Source organism: Neobacillus mesonae, from assembly GCF_023715155.1.
GTDB classification, from domain to species: Bacteria; Bacillota; Bacilli; order Bacillales; family Cytobacillaceae; genus Neobacillus; species Neobacillus mesonae_A.
In genome coordinates, this window is record NZ_JAMBNQ010000019.1 from 40,729 (window position 1) to 59,012 (window position 18,284).

General features: G+C 39.9%; 20 protein-coding genes and 1 riboswitch. Of the genes, 6 read left to right on the forward strand and 14 right to left on the reverse strand.

Annotated elements, in window-relative coordinates:
• Positions 1 to 20 precede the first annotated feature (20 nt).
• From thiW to M3183_RS15805, 9 genes are all read right to left on the reverse strand, one after another.
• Positions 21 to 542, reverse strand: a complete 522-nt coding sequence (thiW, locus tag M3183_RS15765) for an energy coupling factor transporter S component ThiW (RefSeq protein WP_251471121.1) — start codon at positions 540 to 542, stop codon at positions 21 to 23.
• Positions 526 to 1,179: a thiamine phosphate synthase gene (gene thiE / locus M3183_RS15770; RefSeq protein ID WP_251471123.1), complete on the reverse strand. Its 654-nt coding sequence runs from the start codon at positions 1,177 to 1,179 to the stop codon at positions 526 to 528. Before thiE ends, thiW begins: the two co-directional genes overlap by 17 nt.
• Complete coding sequence (gene thiD / locus M3183_RS15775; protein WP_251471125.1) at positions 1,176 to 1,997, reverse strand: bifunctional hydroxymethylpyrimidine kinase/phosphomethylpyrimidine kinase; 822 nt, start codon at positions 1,995 to 1,997, stop codon at positions 1,176 to 1,178. Before thiD ends, thiE begins: the two co-directional genes overlap by 4 nt.
• Before the next feature lie 40 nt (positions 1,998 to 2,037).
• A complete protein-coding gene (gene thiM, locus M3183_RS15780; RefSeq protein ID WP_251471200.1) occupies positions 2,038 to 2,808 on the reverse strand; it encodes a hydroxyethylthiazole kinase in 771 nt (256 codons plus the stop codon).
• A 118-nt stretch (positions 2,809 to 2,926) separates the two neighbouring features.
• Positions 2,927 to 3,034, reverse strand: a riboswitch (TPP riboswitch).
• A 108-nt stretch (positions 3,035 to 3,142) separates the two neighbouring features.
• Positions 3,143 to 3,385, reverse strand: a complete 243-nt coding sequence (locus M3183_RS15785) for a glutaredoxin family protein (protein ID WP_251471127.1) — start codon at positions 3,383 to 3,385, stop codon at positions 3,143 to 3,145.
• Between the two features lie 235 nt (positions 3,386 to 3,620).
• Entirely contained in the window at positions 3,621 to 4,508 is an 888-nt protein-coding gene (gene galU, locus M3183_RS15790; RefSeq protein WP_251471129.1) for a UTP--glucose-1-phosphate uridylyltransferase GalU, read from the reverse strand.
• Positions 4,509 to 4,660: 152 nt separating this feature from the next.
• The gene (locus tag M3183_RS15795; RefSeq protein ID WP_251471131.1) at positions 4,661 to 5,473 is read right to left on the reverse strand and encodes a HipA family kinase; all 813 of its coding nucleotides are present in this window, start codon (positions 5,471 to 5,473) and stop codon (positions 4,661 to 4,663) included.
• On the reverse strand, positions 5,470 to 6,606 hold the full coding sequence (locus M3183_RS15800) for a glycosyltransferase family 4 protein (protein WP_396953729.1): 1,137 nt from the start codon (positions 6,604 to 6,606) through the stop codon (positions 5,470 to 5,472). Before M3183_RS15800 ends, M3183_RS15795 begins: the two co-directional genes overlap by 4 nt.
• Positions 6,607 to 6,643: 37 nt before the next feature.
• Positions 6,644 to 7,750, reverse strand: a complete 1,107-nt coding sequence (locus M3183_RS15805; RefSeq protein WP_251471133.1) for a serine/threonine-protein kinase — start codon at positions 7,748 to 7,750, stop codon at positions 6,644 to 6,646.
• Between the two features lie 344 nt (positions 7,751 to 8,094).
• Between M3183_RS15805 and M3183_RS27160 the strand changes: the two genes are divergently transcribed.
• Positions 8,095 to 8,223, forward strand: coding sequence for a hypothetical protein (locus tag M3183_RS27160; RefSeq protein WP_285880028.1), 129 nt, complete (start codon positions 8,095 to 8,097; stop codon positions 8,221 to 8,223).
• Between the two features lie 150 nt (positions 8,224 to 8,373).
• Positions 8,374 to 9,048: a hypothetical protein gene (locus tag M3183_RS15810; protein ID WP_251471134.1), complete on the forward strand. Its 675-nt coding sequence runs from the start codon at positions 8,374 to 8,376 to the stop codon at positions 9,046 to 9,048.
• A gap of 59 nt (positions 9,049 to 9,107) precedes the next feature.
• On the opposite strand, the gene hutI is transcribed toward M3183_RS15810, so the two are convergent.
• Positions 9,108 to 10,400 (reverse strand): imidazolonepropionase, encoded by a 1,293-nt coding sequence (hutI, locus tag M3183_RS15815; protein ID WP_251471135.1) that lies wholly within the window; start codon positions 10,398 to 10,400, stop codon positions 9,108 to 9,110.
• 274 nt (positions 10,401 to 10,674) lie between these two features.
• Positions 10,675 to 12,351, reverse strand: coding sequence for a urocanate hydratase (gene hutU / locus M3183_RS15820; protein ID WP_251471136.1), 1,677 nt, complete (start codon positions 12,349 to 12,351; stop codon positions 10,675 to 10,677).
• Positions 12,352 to 12,507: 156 nt separating this feature from the next.
• Here hutU and M3183_RS15825 point away from each other — a divergent pair, with 156 nt between their 5' ends.
• Positions 12,508 to 13,584, forward strand: a complete 1,077-nt coding sequence (locus tag M3183_RS15825) for a putative glycoside hydrolase (RefSeq protein ID WP_251471137.1) — start codon at positions 12,508 to 12,510, stop codon at positions 13,582 to 13,584.
• An 83-nt stretch (positions 13,585 to 13,667) separates the two neighbouring features.
• Here M3183_RS15825 and M3183_RS15830 read toward each other — a convergent pair whose 3' ends face one another.
• Positions 13,668 to 14,711, reverse strand: coding sequence for an ATP-grasp domain-containing protein (locus M3183_RS15830; RefSeq protein ID WP_251471138.1), 1,044 nt, complete (start codon positions 14,709 to 14,711; stop codon positions 13,668 to 13,670).
• 279 nt (positions 14,712 to 14,990) lie between these two features.
• Here M3183_RS15830 and M3183_RS15835 point away from each other — a divergent pair, with 279 nt between their 5' ends.
• Complete coding sequence (locus M3183_RS15835) at positions 14,991 to 16,265, forward strand: MFS transporter (protein WP_251471140.1); 1,275 nt, start codon at positions 14,991 to 14,993, stop codon at positions 16,263 to 16,265.
• Between the two features lie 29 nt (positions 16,266 to 16,294).
• Here the strand turns inward: M3183_RS15835 and M3183_RS15840 are convergent, their stop codons facing one another.
• Positions 16,295 to 16,612, reverse strand: coding sequence for a metal-sensitive transcriptional regulator (locus tag M3183_RS15840; protein ID WP_251471203.1), 318 nt, complete (start codon positions 16,610 to 16,612; stop codon positions 16,295 to 16,297).
• Between the two features lie 350 nt (positions 16,613 to 16,962).
• Here M3183_RS15840 and M3183_RS27615 point away from each other — a divergent pair, with 350 nt between their 5' ends.
• Both M3183_RS27615 and M3183_RS15845 read left to right on the forward strand, forming a co-directional pair.
• Positions 16,963 to 17,103 (forward strand): hypothetical protein, encoded by a 141-nt coding sequence (locus tag M3183_RS27615; RefSeq protein WP_464514026.1) that lies wholly within the window; start codon positions 16,963 to 16,965, stop codon positions 17,101 to 17,103.
• A gap of 188 nt (positions 17,104 to 17,291) precedes the next feature.
• The gene (locus M3183_RS15845) at positions 17,292 to 17,456 is read left to right on the forward strand and encodes a hypothetical protein (RefSeq protein WP_251471143.1); all 165 of its coding nucleotides are present in this window, start codon (positions 17,292 to 17,294) and stop codon (positions 17,454 to 17,456) included.
• A 56-nt stretch (positions 17,457 to 17,512) separates the two neighbouring features.
• Here the strand turns inward: M3183_RS15845 and M3183_RS15850 are convergent, their stop codons facing one another.
• A complete protein-coding gene (locus M3183_RS15850) occupies positions 17,513 to 18,238 on the reverse strand; it encodes a GTP pyrophosphokinase (protein ID WP_251471204.1) in 726 nt (241 codons plus the stop codon).
• Between the last annotated feature and the right edge of the window lie 46 nt (positions 18,239 to 18,284).

The window sequence follows — 18,284 nt, forward strand, 5'->3', positions numbered from 1 at the left end:
TCCATTAAAACGAAGAAATTTTATTTAGTTTTTAAAACTTGAACATCATTTGCCGCATCAACATGCACCACTTTTTTTCTTAGAAAAACAACTAACATAATAAATCCAAGCAGGGCTCCTGCAAATGAGCTAAAAATAAATAATGGAATGAACCCAAATAGTGTGGCTTTTTGCCCTAAAAATAAGGTGGCAATCGGATAACATAGAATCGCCCCAATGATTCCTGTCCCGATAACCTCACCGATTACCGCATGATAGATTTTCTTTGTTTTTGCAAAAATGAGGGCCGCGAGTAATGCACCTGCCATACTGCCGGGAAAAGCAAAAATGGAGCCCGTCCCCATTAAGTTTCGCAACAATGAAACACAAAAAGCCTGCGCCACAGCATAAACGGGACCTAATAGAACTGCTGACAAGACATTCAAGAAATGCTGTACTGGAAATACCTTAGTAAAACCAATCGGAATCGCCACCATGCTGCTGGATACGGTGCCGATGGCAATTATCATTGCCGTCAGCGTCAGTTTATATGTTTTCCTCATTTCGCTCTGCCTCCATTCTTAAGGCCTTTGCTGCTTCCATAGGAGATGCTGCATGGCTGATAGCGGAAATAACGGAAACACCATCTGCCCCGGCTTTGATGACACCGGCAGTATTTTCACTGGTAATCCCGCCAATTCCCACGATAGGAATGGTAAATCCTTCTGCACGCAATGTTTCAATCAGTTTTGTCCCTTGCGATGGTTTAGCATCTTTCTTCGTGGCGGTTGGAAAAACCGGACCGATTCCGAAGTAATCTGCGCCTGCTTGTTTTGCCAAAATCGCTTCTTCCAATGTGTGTACAGAAACCCCAAGGATTTTGCCTCTTATTTTTTCACGTACCTTTTGGACTGGCTCATCCTCCTGGCCAATATGGACCCCATCTGCATTGAGTTCAAGAGCCAGTTCAAGATCATCATTGACAATGAACGGAATCTGATGCCTTTGACAAATATGCTTGAGCTCCTTAGCGAGCTGATATTTAGCCTGCCCTGTTAATGCCCCTTCCCCTTTTTCACGAAACTGGAAAAAAGTAATGCCGCCTTTGATGGCCTCTTCTAACACTTCTGCCGGCGGTTTAAGGCAGTTTTGACTGCCCATGATAAAATACACTTTTACAGCTTCTTTTAAATTGGTCATCTTCCAGCATGCTCCTTTACCATATTTCTTTTTCTATAAGCCGAATGGTTGGTTGGTCCGTGGCCATGACCGATATCGATTTGATCTTCAATCGCTGCCTGGATAAATCCTTTTCCGGTCACAACAGCATCATAGATATTGACTCCTTTTGCCAGCTCTGCTGTAATGGCAGCCGAGAACGTACATCCGGTACCATGGGTATTTTTCGTGTTCATCCGCCTGCTGGTAAAAGTGTAAAATTCGCTGCCGTCAAATAATAAATCAGTAGATTCAGCAGGGTCCTCATCATGGCCGCCTTTGATGATGATATTTTTTACACCCAGTTCGAATAATTTTTTAGCTGCTTCTTGTTTTTCATGAGCGGTATGAATGGTCATCCCTGTTAAAACTTCTGCTTCCGGTATGTTCGGTGTGATGACTAAAGCATGCGGCAGTAAGAATTTTTTTAAGGCTGAAATTGCCTCATTCTGAAGTAAGGATGCGCCGCCTTTAGCAATCATGACTGGGTCAACGACGATAGTTTCCCATTTATATTTTTTGATTTGGCCTGCAACTGCTTCAATAATTTCTGCATTAAAAAGCATGCCTGTTTTGATCGCATCGGTACCCATATCATCGCCTATAGCTTGAATCTGGCTAATGACAGCTTCAGGTGTCATAGGATAAACACCATGAACACCTAATGTATTTTGCGCTGTTACTGCTGTCAGTGCGGACATTCCGAAGACCTCTAATTCTTGAAATGTTTTAAGGTCTGCCTGTATTCCTGCACCGCCGCCCGAATCGGAACCCGCAATCGTTAATGCTTTTCTCATCAAAATCGTCTCCTTTTCTATTTATCGCTGATAATTTTTTGATTTAGCCCAAATATTTTTTAAAAGAACCTGCTTGCTGAATCTCTTCATCAGAAACGAGTGATAATTGATTTAAAAATTCTATTTGGAAACTGCCAGGACCCATATGTGCTGTTTTGTCAGCAGCTTTTTCCGCAGCAACACCATAAAAAGTTAACGCTGCCACAGCTGCTTTTAAAACATCCTGTTCCACACCGGCAAACGCTCCAATCACAGATGTTAACAGACATCCAGTACCCGTTACTTTGGTTAAAAGCGGATGGCCGTTTTCTACGACATACGTTGTATTCCCATCTGTCGCGATATCTTCTTTTCCGGTAATGACCACATGACAATTCAATTGCCGTGCAGCTGTTACAGCCAAATTCATTACATTTCCTGCCTGTGCTCCTGCATCGACACCCCTAATTTCCCATTGTTTTCCTATTACATTAGCAATTTCTGCTGCATTCCCACGGATAACGGAAACATTTACATTTGAGAGGATTTTTCTGGCACTTTCCGTACGAAATGGAGTGGCCCCGGCACCAACAGGGTCGAAAATGACCGGAATATGATGTTCATTCGCACTTTTACCAGCTAGAATCATAGCTTCAACCGTTTGTACCGTTAACGTGCCAATATTTAATACTAATGAGCGGGCAATTTTAGCCATATCTGCCGTTTCTTCAGGAGCATTAGCCATAACCGGCGACGCCCCGAGAGCCAGCAATCCATTTGCGGTGAAATTCGTTACAACAGTATTGGTAATGTTATGTACAAGAGGATTTTCCATTCTTACCTTTCGCAGCAATTCACTTACATTGTCTTGATCCAAGGTGATCTCTCCCTTTTTTATAAAAATAAAAAACCAGATCCAATCAGGACCTGGCTTGTTAGCATGAGAATAAAATGATTTCTTATTGCTACTTTCCTACGCTGGTATTATCCAGATCAGGTCCGAAGGGTTAAAAACTCAAGGTTTTCTCTCAGCCTGTTAAAAGGCACCCCTAGTAGATTGAACGGTATTAAATTAAGTTCATCATACTCCCTTGTTCATGAGAAGTAAAGGAATTCATAGCAAATGTTCAGATATTTCCCTAAAAACAATGTGGAGGTATTCTGACTTTTTAATCGTTTTTTGCCAGTTCCATTAATTCCTTCAACTCATTCGTAAATCCTTTAACGGCACGATTTTCAACAACCGTTACAGGAACACCTAAAAATCCATATTTCTCCACTTCTTTTTGAAATTCAGGATGAATGGAAATATCCCTTGTCTCAAATTCAATTCCTTCCTCTGAAAGGACCTTTTTTACCATCGTACATTCGATACAATCATTTGTCGTATAGACAATCACGTTCTTCCCCATTCTATACTATCCTTCCTGCTAATCTAATATTTTATGATATCACTAGTGTTTTGCAACTATTATATAACACCTATTCAAATTCCGCTTCATTCCGACACTCATCATCGAGAAATGTCTGATCCTGCGCTTTCCCGAGGAATATTACTAAAATCATTATGTATGAAAAGCCGACTTTTGCCAAACTATTTTAGCCAAATTGTCCATTTCTGACAGACAATTTGGCTAAAATGCCTCTTTATGGTGCCTGATACCACTTTTCCTTTGTTTGTATCAAATGATTGATAACCGCTTCTTTTGTATCAGGTCTTGCCAGGGCAATGTCGATAGTTGCCTGGATATAGCCGATTTTGTCGCCAATATCGTAGCGCTTTCCTTGAAAAGTATAGGCGAGAACGTTCTGGTGATTGTTTAGTTCGCTAATCGCATCGGTTAACTGAAGTTCGTTGCCTTGTCCAATTGGAATCCGCTCTAAAATCTCAAAAATTTCCGGCATCAGGATATATCGGCCCATGATTGCTAAGTTGGATGGAGCTTCCTCTTTTTTTGGCTTTTCTACCAAAGCAGAAATGGTCGTTACATTTGCTTCCTTCATTTCCCCTTTTGGTTTGATTATTCCATATTTATGAACATCTTTTTCCGGAACCCCCTGAACTGCTACGATTGAACTCTGATAATGGTCGAAAATGTCTAACAGCTGTTTTAAACAAGGAACATCATTCAACACGATATCGTCACCCAACAGAACCGCAAATGGTTCATCACCAATAAAGCTTTTTGCACAAAGGATTGCATCCCCTAATCCTTTTGGCTCTTTTTGCCGTACATAGTAGATTTTCACTAAATCTGATATTTTTTGAACTTCCTCTAAAACTTCTAATTTTTTCTTTTTTAATAGTGTATCTTCCAGCTCATAGGATTTATCAAAGTGGTCCTCAATTGACCTCTTCCCTCTGCCGATTACCATTATGATTTCTTCAATTCCAGAAGCAACCGCTTCTTCTACAATATATTGAATGGTTGGTTTATCAACAATTGGCAGCATTTCTTTTGGCTGTGCTTTCGTTGCCGGTAAAAATCGAGTTCCAAGGCCGGCGGCTGGAATGATGGCCTTTCGGACTTTCATAAAATCCCCCCTTTCATTACTCTTTACTCTCTTTTATATGCATAAGGACAACCCACGGTCACGACGGGCACCTATTTGCCACCCGTTTCCATCATAAATAGGTTCACAGTCTAAGTCCCCCTGTTAATACTTGTTTAAGAACTCCCCATTTATTAAAATCGGGAGTTCTTTAAGTTCTTTAAGTTATTCAGGTTTTTCATGCATTCATTCAAGGGCCGGTAAACGGTTTTAATAAATCTTTTCATAATGTCCGGCAGTTCTTTCGTACGTCTTGTTACCAATGCCGTAACCATTGCCTTTTTTTCCTCTTTAGAAACATTCCATTCATCAGGGATAAGAGTGACAATCTCTTCAATTAAAAGGATTGGAATAGTTTGAATTAATTCCAATTGCTCAAAGAAGTCTTGCTCATTTTCAATAAATAAGGCCATCAATTGATGTGTGGCACTTTTTATTATGTCTGCGGGTAAATTCTCAATTTCCGCCTGTTCCCATGCATAGCCGCCAAATACTTCAGCATGGTCAATCACCCATAATCGAAAAGCGTGCTCATTTTCCTCCCTAAGAAGGATATTCTTCCTGGTCCGATCACGGTTATACAGCCAATAATCAAATAAAATAATCCCTGCCAGAGTTTGTTGATTATTAATTCGGCAAATATTTGAGGCCTGATGTCCATTTAAGCAATCAGGGATATATTCTGAAACAAATTGATAGGGTACATCGCTCATATCCGCAAGTTCAGGCACTTGGGCTGAAAATTCCTTAGGAATATCAATGATCTTGCCGAATGGAATCGGAAGACCAAGATACCTGCCAAGGCAGTAACTGACCCATTCGTTCGGCAATGATTTTTCAAATCCATCCTGGAAAAACTTTACGACATAATCTTTCCCATCATCAAAAGTAATCAAATGGGCATTTGATTTTCCTTCCAGCTTTTGTTTATAAGAAACGGGGTTCATGATGGTGTATCCCCCTCCCCACGGTTATCCTTGTCAACCGGAACAACCTTTTTCAAAAGTTCCACATATTGATTTGCGACAACCTCAATAGCAAAATTTTCCTCCACCCGTTGAATGGCCGCCTTTGACATTTGCTGATGTAACTCTGGATCATCGAGAATGCTGTATAGCTGTTTCACTGCATCATCAACATTTTGCCCGCGATATAACAAACCAGTTTGACCGTTCATGACAATTTCATTGATTGGCATGATGTTTGAGGCCACAACCGGAACACCGCAAATCATGGATTCAATGAAGGTATTCCCGAAGGATTCCGATTTCGTTGTCGCTAATGTACAGCCGCCTGACTGACGAATTTTTGCCAGAACATGGGGCATTTGCTGATAAGGAATAACGGGAAACCATTTAATGATATCCCCCAGCTGCTCCTCTTTCCACACTGCAGAAAAATCCTCCCGCTGAACACTTTGAGCCCCGCCGATTAACCAAATTTCAATATCCGAGCGCTCACTTTTAATCTTTTTGGCAACCTCGACTAGCATTGGCCAATTTTTACGTTTGTCAACTCTTCCAATCCATCCAATAATTTTCTTATCCTTAGGCAGGATCGGTTCACTTTGGAAATCCACTTCGTCTGGTGAAAGTGCATGGAAAAAAGAGGTATCGACTCCATTGTAAATCACTTGAATGGGGATATCCTCAACCAGGATAGAAACTAATCTTTTTTGATATTTCGAGGGGACAATTATTAGCTGCGGTTCGATCCTTTTAAAGGTTTTTAAATGGGGTGTTAGTTTGATTAGCTCTGGTGTACGGGCTTCTATAATAACGGGGCCTTTAAATTGAGCCTTTCGAATCCACTTGTAAGCTGCTTTTGTATCCACGACAATAATAGCATCATACTTATTTTGCTTAATAATATTGATAATTTCTTCATCATCTCTTGTTAAGTAGACTTTCGCAACGTCTTGCATGATATGAAGGCCGCCATGATCTGTCGTATACAGGAACTCCGTTTCAATGCCATATTTTTTAAAATAGATTGCACGGTTCCGCCAGCCGGCATTTACTCCACCAACGGTGAGTAAGCGCCAGATGACAAGCACTTTCATACTAGAATCACCTCTCACTTTTAAGCTCCTCCTCAGATATTATTATTCTTTAAAATTATCTCCTTTTGCCGCCGGAATACTGTTTGCGGCCGCCTGTTTTCTTATCCTTTCCTTTTACCTTTTGTTCATCTTTGGATTTGGACTTAGATTTTTTATCAGACTTTACTTTTTTACTCTCCTTGACTCGGCTGATATTATCACCAGATCCGGTAAATCTGCGCTGGTGTTCCTGTTTATTAGTAGTTTTTGTATTTGTTGTAGTTGTTGCCGTTGTTGTAGTGGTTTTTCCTGACTGGCCCAGAGCCTCTAATTCGCGCTCATCCCAATATTTATCGATTTCTTCTTTCACTGCATCAGGATCTGCTCCACGTGCAAGCATCGTTTTTATCCATTCTTCCTTAAACACCTTGTGCATTAAACCTTCCAATAAGGTCACGTAATTTTGTTCGTCATCCCTTGTCAATAACTTTTTACTCTCAGCTTTCAGTTCCTTCTTATTTTGTTTTTTCTTTTCTGGATCTGTTGTTTCATTTAGGACTACTTGATAGATTTGACGGGATAATTCTTCCATGTGCATGTAATGTTCCCATTCCTTATATAACTCTGGTGACAGTGCTTGTACATGCGATAGAAAAATGGCTTTATTTTCATCCCCTAAAGAATTTAATAATTTCCTAGGGTAAGGATAAACCCGGTCACGCCAAACCGTCCTCGCTACATCAATTACCTTTAAGCTCCCATCCTCCTGTAAATAAATCTGCCGTTTATGGTGGTCAATCCGTTCATATCCAATTTCTTTGAACACGATTAACATTTTAATTAATTTATCGGAAAGCTCCTCGGTCAGCGGCTGTGATTGCAAGTATTCCCTTAGGTCGACACCTCTCACAAAATCCATTGCGATATAGAGTTTGCCTTTTGCGTGAACTTTTGGAAAAAGATTTGTATGCTGGCCAAGAGAAAGTGCATAATGCTCCCGGTCACAATCTTCCTGGTTTCCAAAAACCTTCACACAAATATCATCATTATAATGAAATACAGCTCCCTGCCGTCCTTTTCCAATCATTTTTAATGGTGACTTGTTCACCACTTCTACATCCGCATTCATCAAATTTGTCACTTTAATCTTTTTTATCCATTTTTCCAATTGAACGGTATCCATAATTTTCCCCCTTTCCACATTATATGTTGGAATATAGGTTTTGGTTTTGGCCATAAATTAACTGCCAGCCATTTTTTCCTATAATTCTATTCATTCATGAAAATTCGTACCGCCTCCTATAGTTAATTCAAGTGATTGTCTTTTTGTAAAGGCAAATATCCAGTTTCGATGGATATTTCCATTTTTTTAAGAAAAGCCTATTCTTCGATTACATCTTATAAGGGAAGGATAAATGCCCTTTTTTTCAGTATTAGGACAAACGTCCTCGCTTGTCCGGGATGTAAACATACTATATTTCTTGAAAAGGTCTTTATTCTTAAAGATGAGAGGAGTCGGATATCAAGATGTTTAATATTTTTGTATTTATGATTGTGGTGGTATTGTTGGTTGCCTTACTTTTTGCATCTCAGCTGCAAATGCATTCTGCTGCTACTCCGCTATTACAAGCCATTCGTACTTTGTTGGGGGCTTAATCCCTTATCCAATTAAGTATTTAATGCTGCCGTCCTGGAAGCCGTGTCTTCCAGGGCAAATTTTTTGTTTGCTAAATAAATACACACCGAATTCATTTTTATATCATATTCTAGACAATTAACGGGGTTAAAAAGAAGGAGGGTAAAATAATGGGAAAGGATAAAAAGAACCATAAGGATGAAAGTAAAGATAAAAAAATCGAGGATCATAAAATAAATGAAAATAACGAAAATACACCCAACCAAGATGCTGTCATGAACTTAGCCAATAATCTATTTAAAAACGAAAACTCATTTGATTTCGGCTCGATTATGAGAATGGCTACAAATCTATTATCAAATGATTCGCTCATGAATTCTGTCCAGGAAATCGGCCAAGGCGGGAACAGCCAGCCAAAGCCTGAGGGTACCAACTCAAAACCGGAACACATAAAACCAAGTGATACCCCTGAAGTAATGTCCCCTGATATGGGGCTTCAAGGGGGAATGGGTGCGCCTTCAATGGATCCATTAATGGGAATTTTCCAAGGGATCAGCCAATTAGGCTTTGGAGCAGAACCAGCAATTGGTCCTTCAAATCCTGCGGCTCCAGTGGAAGGACAAAAGGAAAAGCCTGTTTTAGGAAATAATCCGAATGAAGCGGACTTCAGTATGATCAAAGAACAACTTGCCAAAATAGCCAGCGATATTTTAGATATAAAGAATGAACTGAAGACATTAAAAGAACTGAAGACTACGAATGAACCAAAGGACGAAAAAAAGAAAAAAGTAAATCAAATTAGTACAGATAAAAACTCCAAAAGAAACAAGAAAAAGAAAAAATAAATCTTCCTTGTCTTTGGGCATAAAAAAACCTTGAAATCAAATCAAGGTTTTTTTTATGCCTAGGGGCGGGAAAACGGTCCTGCCAAATGTCCGTCTTTAACAACCACGCGGCCATTTTTGATAACCGTATCGGTATGATTTACCCCATATGAATATTGTAGTTTCATATAATTTTCGCAATTAAAAATGGTTACATCTCCTTTTTTACCAACTTCAAGACTTCCGATGTCCTTAGAGCGATTAATCGCGTGTGCCGCATTAATGGTTGCTGCTGTTATCACCTCGGCTGGTGTCATCCCCATTTTTAGGCATCCTAAATTCATGATAAACGGAAGTGAGATGGTCGGAGATGAACCGGGATTGCAATCTGTGGATAATGCAACCGGAACACCAAGGTCAATCATTTTTCTGGCATTAGCAGATTCAGCCATCAGGAAGTAGGCTGTTCCGGGAAGCAAGACCCCGACTACCCCTTTTTCGGCCATGGCCTTCATGCCTATTTCTGAAGCTTTTAACAGGTGATCTGCAGAAATTGCCCCTATTTCTGCAGCAAGCTCTGCCCCTTTATAAGGCTCAATTTCATCAGCATGAATTTTTGGCATCAGCCCAAAGTACTTACCTGCTTCTAAAATGATTTTTGCCTGTTCAGGAGTAAAAACCCCTTTTTCGCAAAAAACATCATTAAATTCAGCCAGCCCCCATTCGGCAGCTTTTGGAATCATTTGTTTGATCAGGAGTTGAACAAAGTCATCCGGCCGGTCTTTGTATTCCTTCGGTATGGCATGTGCCCCCATAAATGTTGAGACAATATCTATGGGATGCTGTTCATTGAGCTGTTTAGCTACCTCCAGCTGCTTTCGTTCGGTTTCCCATTCCAGCCCATAACCGCTTTTTGCCTCAAGCGTTGTAACGCCATGAAGTAAAAATTGATTTAAGCGCGTATAGCTTTGTTGAAAAAGTTCCTCATGTGATGCTGCCTTTGTTGCTCTTGTTGTGGCGTGTATCCCGCCGCCTTTATTCATGATTTCCATATAGGTCGAACCTTGCAGCCGCATATTAAATTCATTTTCACGGCTGCCTGCAAAAACTAGATGTGTATGAGGGTCAACAAGCCCTGGTGTGACCAGTTTGCCGCTTGCATCCACCATGTCTGCCTCAGTTAGACGGCCATTGACCCTTGCCATTAGTTCCTGATCTGTCCCCACTGCCTGAATAATTCCATCCTCAATCCAGAGACTTCCATTTTCAATAATTCCAAGCTCAGACATTTCACCTTTTACACGGGGGGCATTGGAAGTCCCCCTTAATGTCACCAGCTGCGACGCGTTTCGAATAAAAACTGCCTTCTTCAATTCAAACATCCTCTCAGTCTATTGGACTCGTTATGTGAATTGCAGATATAATTCGGAAAACTGCAGATATATTGTAAATTTTTTTTAACTGCAGATAAATCACTAAAAGCCGCAGATATTCTCCGCAAACTCGCAGATATTTTGCTAAATCCCGCAGATATCCTTCGCAAACTCGCAGATAAATTGCTTAAACTCGCAGATATCCTTGGTCAACCAGCAGCAAAACCAGTCAAATTAGAAATCGAGCAGCGGCTTTTAATAAAAACCAAACTAGTTATGAATCCTCCTCCAACATGGGCATCTTAATGCCTTTTTCCTTCGCCGTTTTTATTGCCAGATCATATCCTGCATCGGCGTGCCGGACAATTCCCATTCCAGGATCAGTCGTGAGAACCCTTTGCAGGCGGACCTCTGCATCTTTCGTACCATCCGCGACAATGACCATTCCGGCATGCTGTGAATAGCCCATTCCTACTCCGCCTCCGTGATGAAATGAAACCCAGCTGGCTCCGCCGACTGCATTAATCAGGGCATTTAATATAGGCCAGTCAGACACCGCATCACTTCCATCTTTCATTCCTTCTGTTTCCCGGTTTGGGGAAGCAACAGAACCTGCATCAAGGTGGTCGCGGCCAATTACAATCGGTGCGGACACTTCACCGGATGCGACCATATCATTAATCAATTTTCCAAAGCGTGCACGGTCCCCATACCCTAACCAGCAAATCCTTGCAGGGAGCCCTTGGAAAGCAATTTTAGCCTGAGCCATTCGGATCCATTTGCACAAATGCTCATCCTCTTTAAATTCGCGGAGCAAAACCTCATCAATTTTTCGAATATCCTCAGGGTCTCCTGACAAGGCTGCCCAGCGGAAAGGCCCCTTTCCTTCACAGAATAATGGGCGGATATAGGCCGGAACGAAACCTGGAAAATCAAAGGCGTGTTCTACCCCTTCATCCTTCGCAGCCTGACGGATATTGTTTCCATAATCAAAAGTAACCGCTCCTTTTTGCTGCATTTCAAGCATAGCTTTTACGTGTAAAGCCATGCTTTGTTTTGAAAGCTTTACATATTTTCCAGGGTCCTTCTTGCGTAATTCAGCCGCCTTCTCAATACTGAACCCCGCCGGAATATATCCATTTAATGGGTCATGGGCAGATGTTTGGTCGGTTAACACATCTGGGTTGAAGCCTTTTTGAATGAATTGCGGCAGCACCTCAGCAGCATTTCCTAATAAGCCGATGGATAATGCCCTGCCGGCTGTCTTCGCTTCATTTGCCATTTTTAATGCCACATCTATATCATTTGTTTTTACATCCAAATATTTGGTTTCAATCCGGCGTTCTATTCTCCTCTCATCCACTTCAACAGCGATACATACGCCTTCATTCATGGTCACCGCTAAAGGCTGGGCCCCGCCCATTCCGCCAAGACCGGCCGTCAAGGTGATCGTATGTTTTAATGTACCGCCATATTTTTGACGTGCCAGTTCGGCAAATGTTTCATAAGTACCCTGAACAATGCCTTGACTGCCAATATAAATCCAGCTTCCTGCTGTCATTTGACCGAACATCATCAAACCCTTTTGATCCAGCTCATGGAAATGCTCCCAATTGGCCCAGGCAGGTACAAGGTTAGAGTTTGCCAGCAATACCCGTGGGGCGTCCTTATGCGACTTCCACACTACGACAGGTTTTCCCGACTGAATTAACAGGGTTTCATCATTTTCCAATTGTAAAATCGTCTTTACAATAGCATCAAAGGATTCCCAGTTGCGTGCAGCCTTTCCAATACCGCCGTAAACAACTAAATCTTCTGGTTTTTCTGCTACTTCTTGATCAAGATTGTTCAATAACATTCGAAGGGCTGCCTCCTGGATCCAGCCCTTTGCATGTAATTGTGTTCCTTTGAAATTTTTTATAACCCTTGGCTGTGAAGTCTTTGCATCCATTCTCCACACTCCCTTTCAGGTTTTTACTTCCTATTACTATAAAATGTAAATCCTCTGAAAAATATCGATAAAAATGCAAAAATTATTAAATAGAACCATTAGAATGTTTTTGTCAGTCGAGGTAAACGATAAGGGGAAAGGAATGGGAGTGATGTGATGCAAAAATTTATTATGTTGTTGAGTGCTTTATTTATTTTCCTTGGTTTCAATTTGGGGTATGCATGTGCAAAAACACATGAATCCCCATCGTCAGTTAGAGGAATTTATGTCCAGGCTTCCAACACACAAGGACCAAAGTTTGAAAAACTGTTACATCTTGTGACTCAATCCGATTTAAATGCAATGGTCATCGATGTCAAGGATGATCACGGCACCCTTACCTTTCAGCCGTCAAAAAGTTCGCCTTACTATTCCATCAGCAGACCATATATGAAAGACCCAAAAAAACTCATGCACATTTTATACAAAAATCATATCTATCCAATTGCCAGAATTGTGGTTTTTAAAGACAATGTATTAGCAAAATCGAATCCGGACTGGTCTTTTAAAACGAGGGAAGGCGTTTGGAAAAATAGCAGAGGTGATTCATTTACCAATCCGTTTGTCAAACAGGTGTGGGATTACAATATTGGGATTGCCATTGAGGCAGCAAAAATAGGATTCAAAGAAATTCAATTTGATTATGTCAGATTTCCGGAAAAATTTGAGACCTTTGAATCATCTCTCCAATATGTCGGGCAAGCAGAAAAGAAAAGCCGGGTGTCCGCCGTATCGGAGTTTGTGAAAACCGCTCATGAAAAACTACATCCATATGGTGTCAAAATGTCAGTCGATGTTTTTGGGAACGCCACTGTCATCCCGGAAGCACCAGGAATTGGCCAGAACTTTTCACAAATTGCCCAGCATGTCGATGTCATTTCTGCGATGATTTATCCAAGCCATTGGACAGAGATTTTTGGAATCAAAAAACCGGATTTAGAACCCTACAGGCTTGTTTCTGAGTATGCTAAAGTTGAAAATTCACGTCTTCAGAAATTGCCCGCACCTCCTGTTTCACGGCCATGGCTTCAAGACTTTACGGCCTCTTACCTGGGAAAAGGAAATTACAAGAAATATGGAAAAAAGGAAATCGAAGACCAAATACGAGCTCTCCATTCTCAGGGAATACATGAATTTTTATTATGGAATGCTGAAAATAACTACACACCGAATGTTAACTATAAAACTAACTAACACAAAAAGGGCTAATGCCTTAAACAGGTATTGGCCCTTTTTATGTAACTATTTGTAAAATTGTCCCCTCATGTTGCAAAATCTTATCTCTTCTGTGTGTCTGACAACAATATCATTTCCTTCTCAATATGACTTGCACGGATTCCAAACTTTGGTTTTAGCTGTTTAGCATCAATTTTCTCGTTAAGCAGAATTTTGATGGCAAGATATGGCATATTAATGCCGGAGAGGCAGCTTATATGCATGCCTCCGCTCATGCGCGGGTTGATTTCAAGCAATTTTGGAATGCCATTGTTGTATTTTACTTGTATATTAAATACATATGGAATTTTATATTTACGATGAAATTCATGGGCCAGCTGAATCAGTTCCCGGTGGTCTACCAGTTCCCGCACCCTTCCGTCGCCTTTCATTCTTGGGATAGCAGCATATAATTGATCCTTGGATGAAACACAATCAATACTGTACTCCCTGCCATCCAAATATTCCATTACCATTAAATCTGGGAAGGTATCCTGCTGTCCTAGGATATCGCAGGCATAGTGGAAGGGAATACGAAAACTGGTACCGTGCCGAAAAAGCTGCTCTATTGAATCCATTTCATCCTTAATCACACGGAACCCATTCGCCCCTTCCCCAATTACAGGCTTAAAACAAACCTTATGTCCTTTGTCTTTTAAAGCCGCATATGCCTGTTTGAACCCAGCAACATCATTTACGACGATATAGTCAGGGATTGGAAAAATGGAACCGCCTTCATTTTTCAAAAGTTCTTGATAGGTAACGGCCTTATTGTCCATCATTTCCATCAGTACTGGGTCTGGGCATACCAAGACTTTTACCCCAATCGCCTCAAATTCAGCTACTCTTTTTGAGATTAAAACATTTTCCATCCTTGGTACAAAAATCTCAATTCCATGGGTCTTACAAAAATCAAGGCAAAAATCGACGTACTTATCACCTGTTATTTCCGGCTCTTCAAATGCAAAATCACAATATTGTAAGTACAGTGCATCACGATTTGGATGACTGCCATATATAATAAATTTCCGCTGATCCTCATTGTTTCGAATCATTTCCATGTAATGCAAAACAGTCGTAAACCACCTATTAAACCAAATCTTCATTTGCTACCTCTTTCATTTTTGTTCTAAAATTCCCACTATGTTCCAATGCAGAGATATTATATCAAAAAAATATTAAAAATCAAATTTCGTTTCCGCTGTTAACATAATATTTATTATGTAAATCAATGATCGTTTGTTAATTTATTCTAAAGATTCAGTAACTTTTTATCCTCATTCCTGCTTAATATAGTAAAATAAACCTAACTAGATATTCATTTTTAGACCACAGTTATTTCCTTCCACCCGTCCATTACTTTGCAAAAGAAAAGAGGGAACAAGATGAGCCGGATGTCAAAGCAAGAAAAAAGCTGGGTATTTTACGATTGGGCCAATTCTGCCTATTCCATCCTCATTACAACAGCTGTATTTCCGCTATATTTTAAGGCAGCTGCAAGCTCAGCCGGTCTTTCAGGAGCCACTTCCACTGCCTATTGGGGTTATGCCAATTCATTTGCCACCCTTCTGGTTTCAATTTGTGCACCCATTCTTGGGAGCATTGCTGATTTCAAAGGTTTTAAGAAACGTTTTTTCACGTTTTTCTTTGCCTTAGGGATTATTTTCACCTTGATGCTGGCAGCTGTCCCAAGCAGTCATTGGCTGATTTTGTTACTCTGTTATATGCTTACCGTTATTGGATTTGGCGGCACAAGTATTTTCTATGATGCTTTTCTTGTCGATGTCACAACAGAGGAGCGGATGAACAAAATTTCCTCCAACGGATTTGCAATGGGGTATATTGGCAGCACCATTCCGTTTATTTTAGGAATTGCCCTCATTATCCTTTCACAACAGCACATCCTGCCCTTCTCTGTTACCGTTGCCAGCCAGCTTGCCTTTGCGATCACAGCATTATGGTGGGGGCTGTTTACGATACCAATGCTGAGAAATGTAAAACAGATTTATTATAAAGAACGTGTGCCAAATCCGGTATCTAACGGTTTTAAACAATTAGTCAAGACGGTAAAAAAAATTAAGTTATACCGCCCATTATTCCTCTTCTTACTGGCTTATTTCTTTTACATTGACGGAGTTAATACCATTATTACGATGTCTACTGCCTATGGAACAGATTTGGGGATTGATTCTACCAGTCTTTTAATCATCTTATTTGTGACACAAGTGGTGGCAGCACCCTTTGCCGTGATTTATGGTAAGCTGGCAGATAAATATCAAGGAAAAATCATGTTATTGGTTGGAATATTTGTCTATATCATTATATGTACTTATGCATATTTCTTAAAAACGGTATTGGATTTCTGGATTCTGGCCATGCTTGTCGCTTCCTCACAAGGAGGGATTCAGGCATTAAGCCGGTCTTATTTTGCCAAACTGGTACCTAAGGAAAATGCCAATGAATTTTTCGGATTCTATAGTATTTTCTATAAATTCGCGGCCATCTTAGGTCCTTTCTTAGTCGGGTTTACAGCCCAGATGACGGGGAATACAAACAGCGGTGTATTTAGCCTTATTGTTCTATTTATTATTGGAGCCTTCATCCTGCTTAGGGTACCGGAATCAAACAATATACAGAAATCAAACACATTTTCCCAATAAAAAAAAGACTCATCTTGAGTCTTTTTTGCTCATTTTTTCATTAATTTTTGAATGGTTACGAGCACCTCATCCAAAACTTCTAAGTCGCCTTCTTGAATTCTTTCCACTACACAGCTTTTCATGTGACCCTCTAACAAAATTTTCGCTACACTGTTTAAGGCCGATTGGGTAGCTGAAATTTGGTGGATGACGTCATCACAGTATGTGTCTTTTTCAATTAGTCCTTTAATACCACGAATTTGACCTTCGATACGGTTTAATCTTGTGATCATGTTATTTTTTACTTTATCTGAGTGATGACTTTTTCGCTGGTTCCCCTCTTCGTTGCAGCAGGATGAATCTAACATTTCTCCTTGTTCCAAGTCATTAGACATTCGCATCGGCCTCCTCTTTTTTTCATTATAACATACCCCCATACCGTAAGGCGAAAGGGAATGTGAATTATAACCCATGCTTTTATCATGAGTATTTTACCATTATTCTAAGCTACAGGGAGATATTTTTTCCATTTTCGAAATTCTTCGGCTTTATCGCGTTAAATCCTTTATTTTACACTTTGTTCATTTTAGCACATGATGTTAAGATGAGAACTATATTTAAGAGTAAGTCATTTATGAGTAAGTCGCAAAAACTATAAACCGGAGGGATTTATATCAACCATTTAAAGTTGAATTACACGAGTGATATGGAAAAAGCCATGTATAAAGCTCATGGAGTATGTTTTGCAGACTACAGCAGAAAACTTGACGTTAGAATGAAAGTTGAAAAACGCCGCGAACGGGAATATTTAAAAAGCATGCGTCTATTGTCCAACATTGACAGCAAACTTCATTATTAGTTCTAAATGCCCGTCCATCTGGATGGGCTTTTCTGATAAAAAAATTTCGTATAAAAGCACAACATTTGGGCAATAGCTGTATATATTATTTTACAAAGAAGTGACCATTTTTAATTCTTTTTATTCGCCAAAAAAGCGGTTTATCCTATATAATATCATCAAATAATAATTGAAAGGTGTTGGTTCCATTGGCAAACCCTGCTGAGTCAAAAAAGAATATTTCTGTAAATTCCACCATTTCGTTAAAAGGTATTGTCAAAGCCATTTTCAATGATACCGTTCATGTTCAAATTGGCGGAAAAATTATCACGATCCCAACATCTGAATTTTTTGTTGAAAAACCAGCTCAGTAATTTTGATCCATATTTCAACCAAGGCCCATCAAAGTCTTTAGATGGACCTTATTTTTTTATTCTAAACCTTTTTTAGGGAATAAATTTTCTAAAAGGGGAATATTCCAGCTGCCATTTTGAATCTGAACAAGCAGTTCTTCCTCTTCTTTGGTTTCATTTGCCTGTTTGATCTCCACAATTTCATTGTGGAGGCGCTCCATTTTTTGATCGAGATTTGATGCCATAATGGCAGCTTCTTTTAATTCCTCAACCATACTGCTTGGTACCTCTTTATTGTATTTGTAATAAATCTTATGTTCCACACTGGCCCAAAAGTCCATAGCAATGGTGCGGATTTGTACTTCTACAAATGGGAGTTCTTCCCGGTCAGACATAAAAATGGGAATTTGTAATATCAAATGCAGGCTTTGATATCCGTTCGGTTTTGGATCTTTAATATAATCTTTAAATTCTACGACATGTACATCCTTTTGCTTGGCAATCATATCGGCAATTTTATAAATATCTGAAAGAAATGAACAAGTGATCCGCACCCCTGCAATATCCCTAATATTTTCTTTAATCGATGTCAGCGTATAATCATATCCTTTTCGATGCACCTTTTCCAATAAGCTTTTTGGTGATTTTAGCCGGGAGGATACATGTTCAATAGGGTTGTATTCATGAATATAATTGAATTCATCTTTTAGAATATTTATTTTGGTATTCATTTCGTCCAGCGCAAATTTATAAGCCATCATAAACCTTGTTAGTTCCAGCTTTAATTCCTTCAGCTCTTTCATTTGAAAAAATTGGTCAAAATTCACAGATTTCGTCCTTTCACAAAGC

What these genes read in the sequence shown, in the direction of transcription:
- thiW (WP_251471121.1), bottom strand. Translation starts at nt 542, where the DNA reads ATGAGGAAAACATATAAACTGACGCTGACGGCAATGATAATTGCCATC.
- thiM (WP_251471200.1), bottom strand. Translation starts at nt 2,808, where the DNA reads ATGGAAAATCCTCTTGTACATAACATTACCAATACTGTTGTAACGAAT.
- M3183_RS15835 (WP_251471140.1), top strand. Translation starts at nt 14,991, where the DNA reads ATGAGCCGGATGTCAAAGCAAGAAAAAAGCTGGGTATTTTACGATTGG.
- M3183_RS15850 (WP_251471204.1), bottom strand. Translation starts at nt 18,238, where the DNA reads ATGAAAGAGCTGAAGGAATTAAAGCTGGAACTAACAAGGTTTATGATG.
- M3183_RS15830 (WP_251471138.1), bottom strand. Translation starts at nt 14,711, where the DNA reads ATGAAGATTTGGTTTAATAGGTGGTTTACGACTGTTTTGCATTACATG.
- hutU (WP_251471136.1), bottom strand. Translation starts at nt 12,351, where the DNA reads ATGGATGCAAAGACTTCACAGCCAAGGGTTATAAAAAATTTCAAAGGA.
- galU (WP_251471129.1), bottom strand. Translation starts at nt 4,508, where the DNA reads ATGAAAGTCCGAAAGGCCATCATTCCAGCCGCCGGCCTTGGAACTCGA.
- M3183_RS27160 (WP_285880028.1), top strand. Translation starts at nt 8,095, where the DNA reads ATGTTTAATATTTTTGTATTTATGATTGTGGTGGTATTGTTGGTTGCC.
- M3183_RS15825 (WP_251471137.1), top strand. Translation starts at nt 12,508, where the DNA reads ATGCAAAAATTTATTATGTTGTTGAGTGCTTTATTTATTTTCCTTGGT.
- M3183_RS15785 (WP_251471127.1), bottom strand. Translation starts at nt 3,385, where the DNA reads ATGGGGAAGAACGTGATTGTCTATACGACAAATGATTGTATCGAATGT.
- M3183_RS27615 (WP_464514026.1), top strand. Translation starts at nt 16,963, where the DNA reads ATGTATAAAGCTCATGGAGTATGTTTTGCAGACTACAGCAGAAAACTT.
- M3183_RS15840 (WP_251471203.1), bottom strand. Translation starts at nt 16,612, where the DNA reads ATGTTAGATTCATCCTGCTGCAACGAAGAGGGGAACCAGCGAAAAAGT.
- M3183_RS15805 (WP_251471133.1), bottom strand. Translation starts at nt 7,750, where the DNA reads ATGGATACCGTTCAATTGGAAAAATGGATAAAAAAGATTAAAGTGACA.
- M3183_RS15810 (WP_251471134.1), top strand. Translation starts at nt 8,374, where the DNA reads ATGGGAAAGGATAAAAAGAACCATAAGGATGAAAGTAAAGATAAAAAA.
- thiE (WP_251471123.1), bottom strand. Translation starts at nt 1,179, where the DNA reads ATGACCAATTTAAAAGAAGCTGTAAAAGTGTATTTTATCATGGGCAGT.
- M3183_RS15795 (WP_251471131.1), bottom strand. Translation starts at nt 5,473, where the DNA reads ATGAACCCCGTTTCTTATAAACAAAAGCTGGAAGGAAAATCAAATGCC.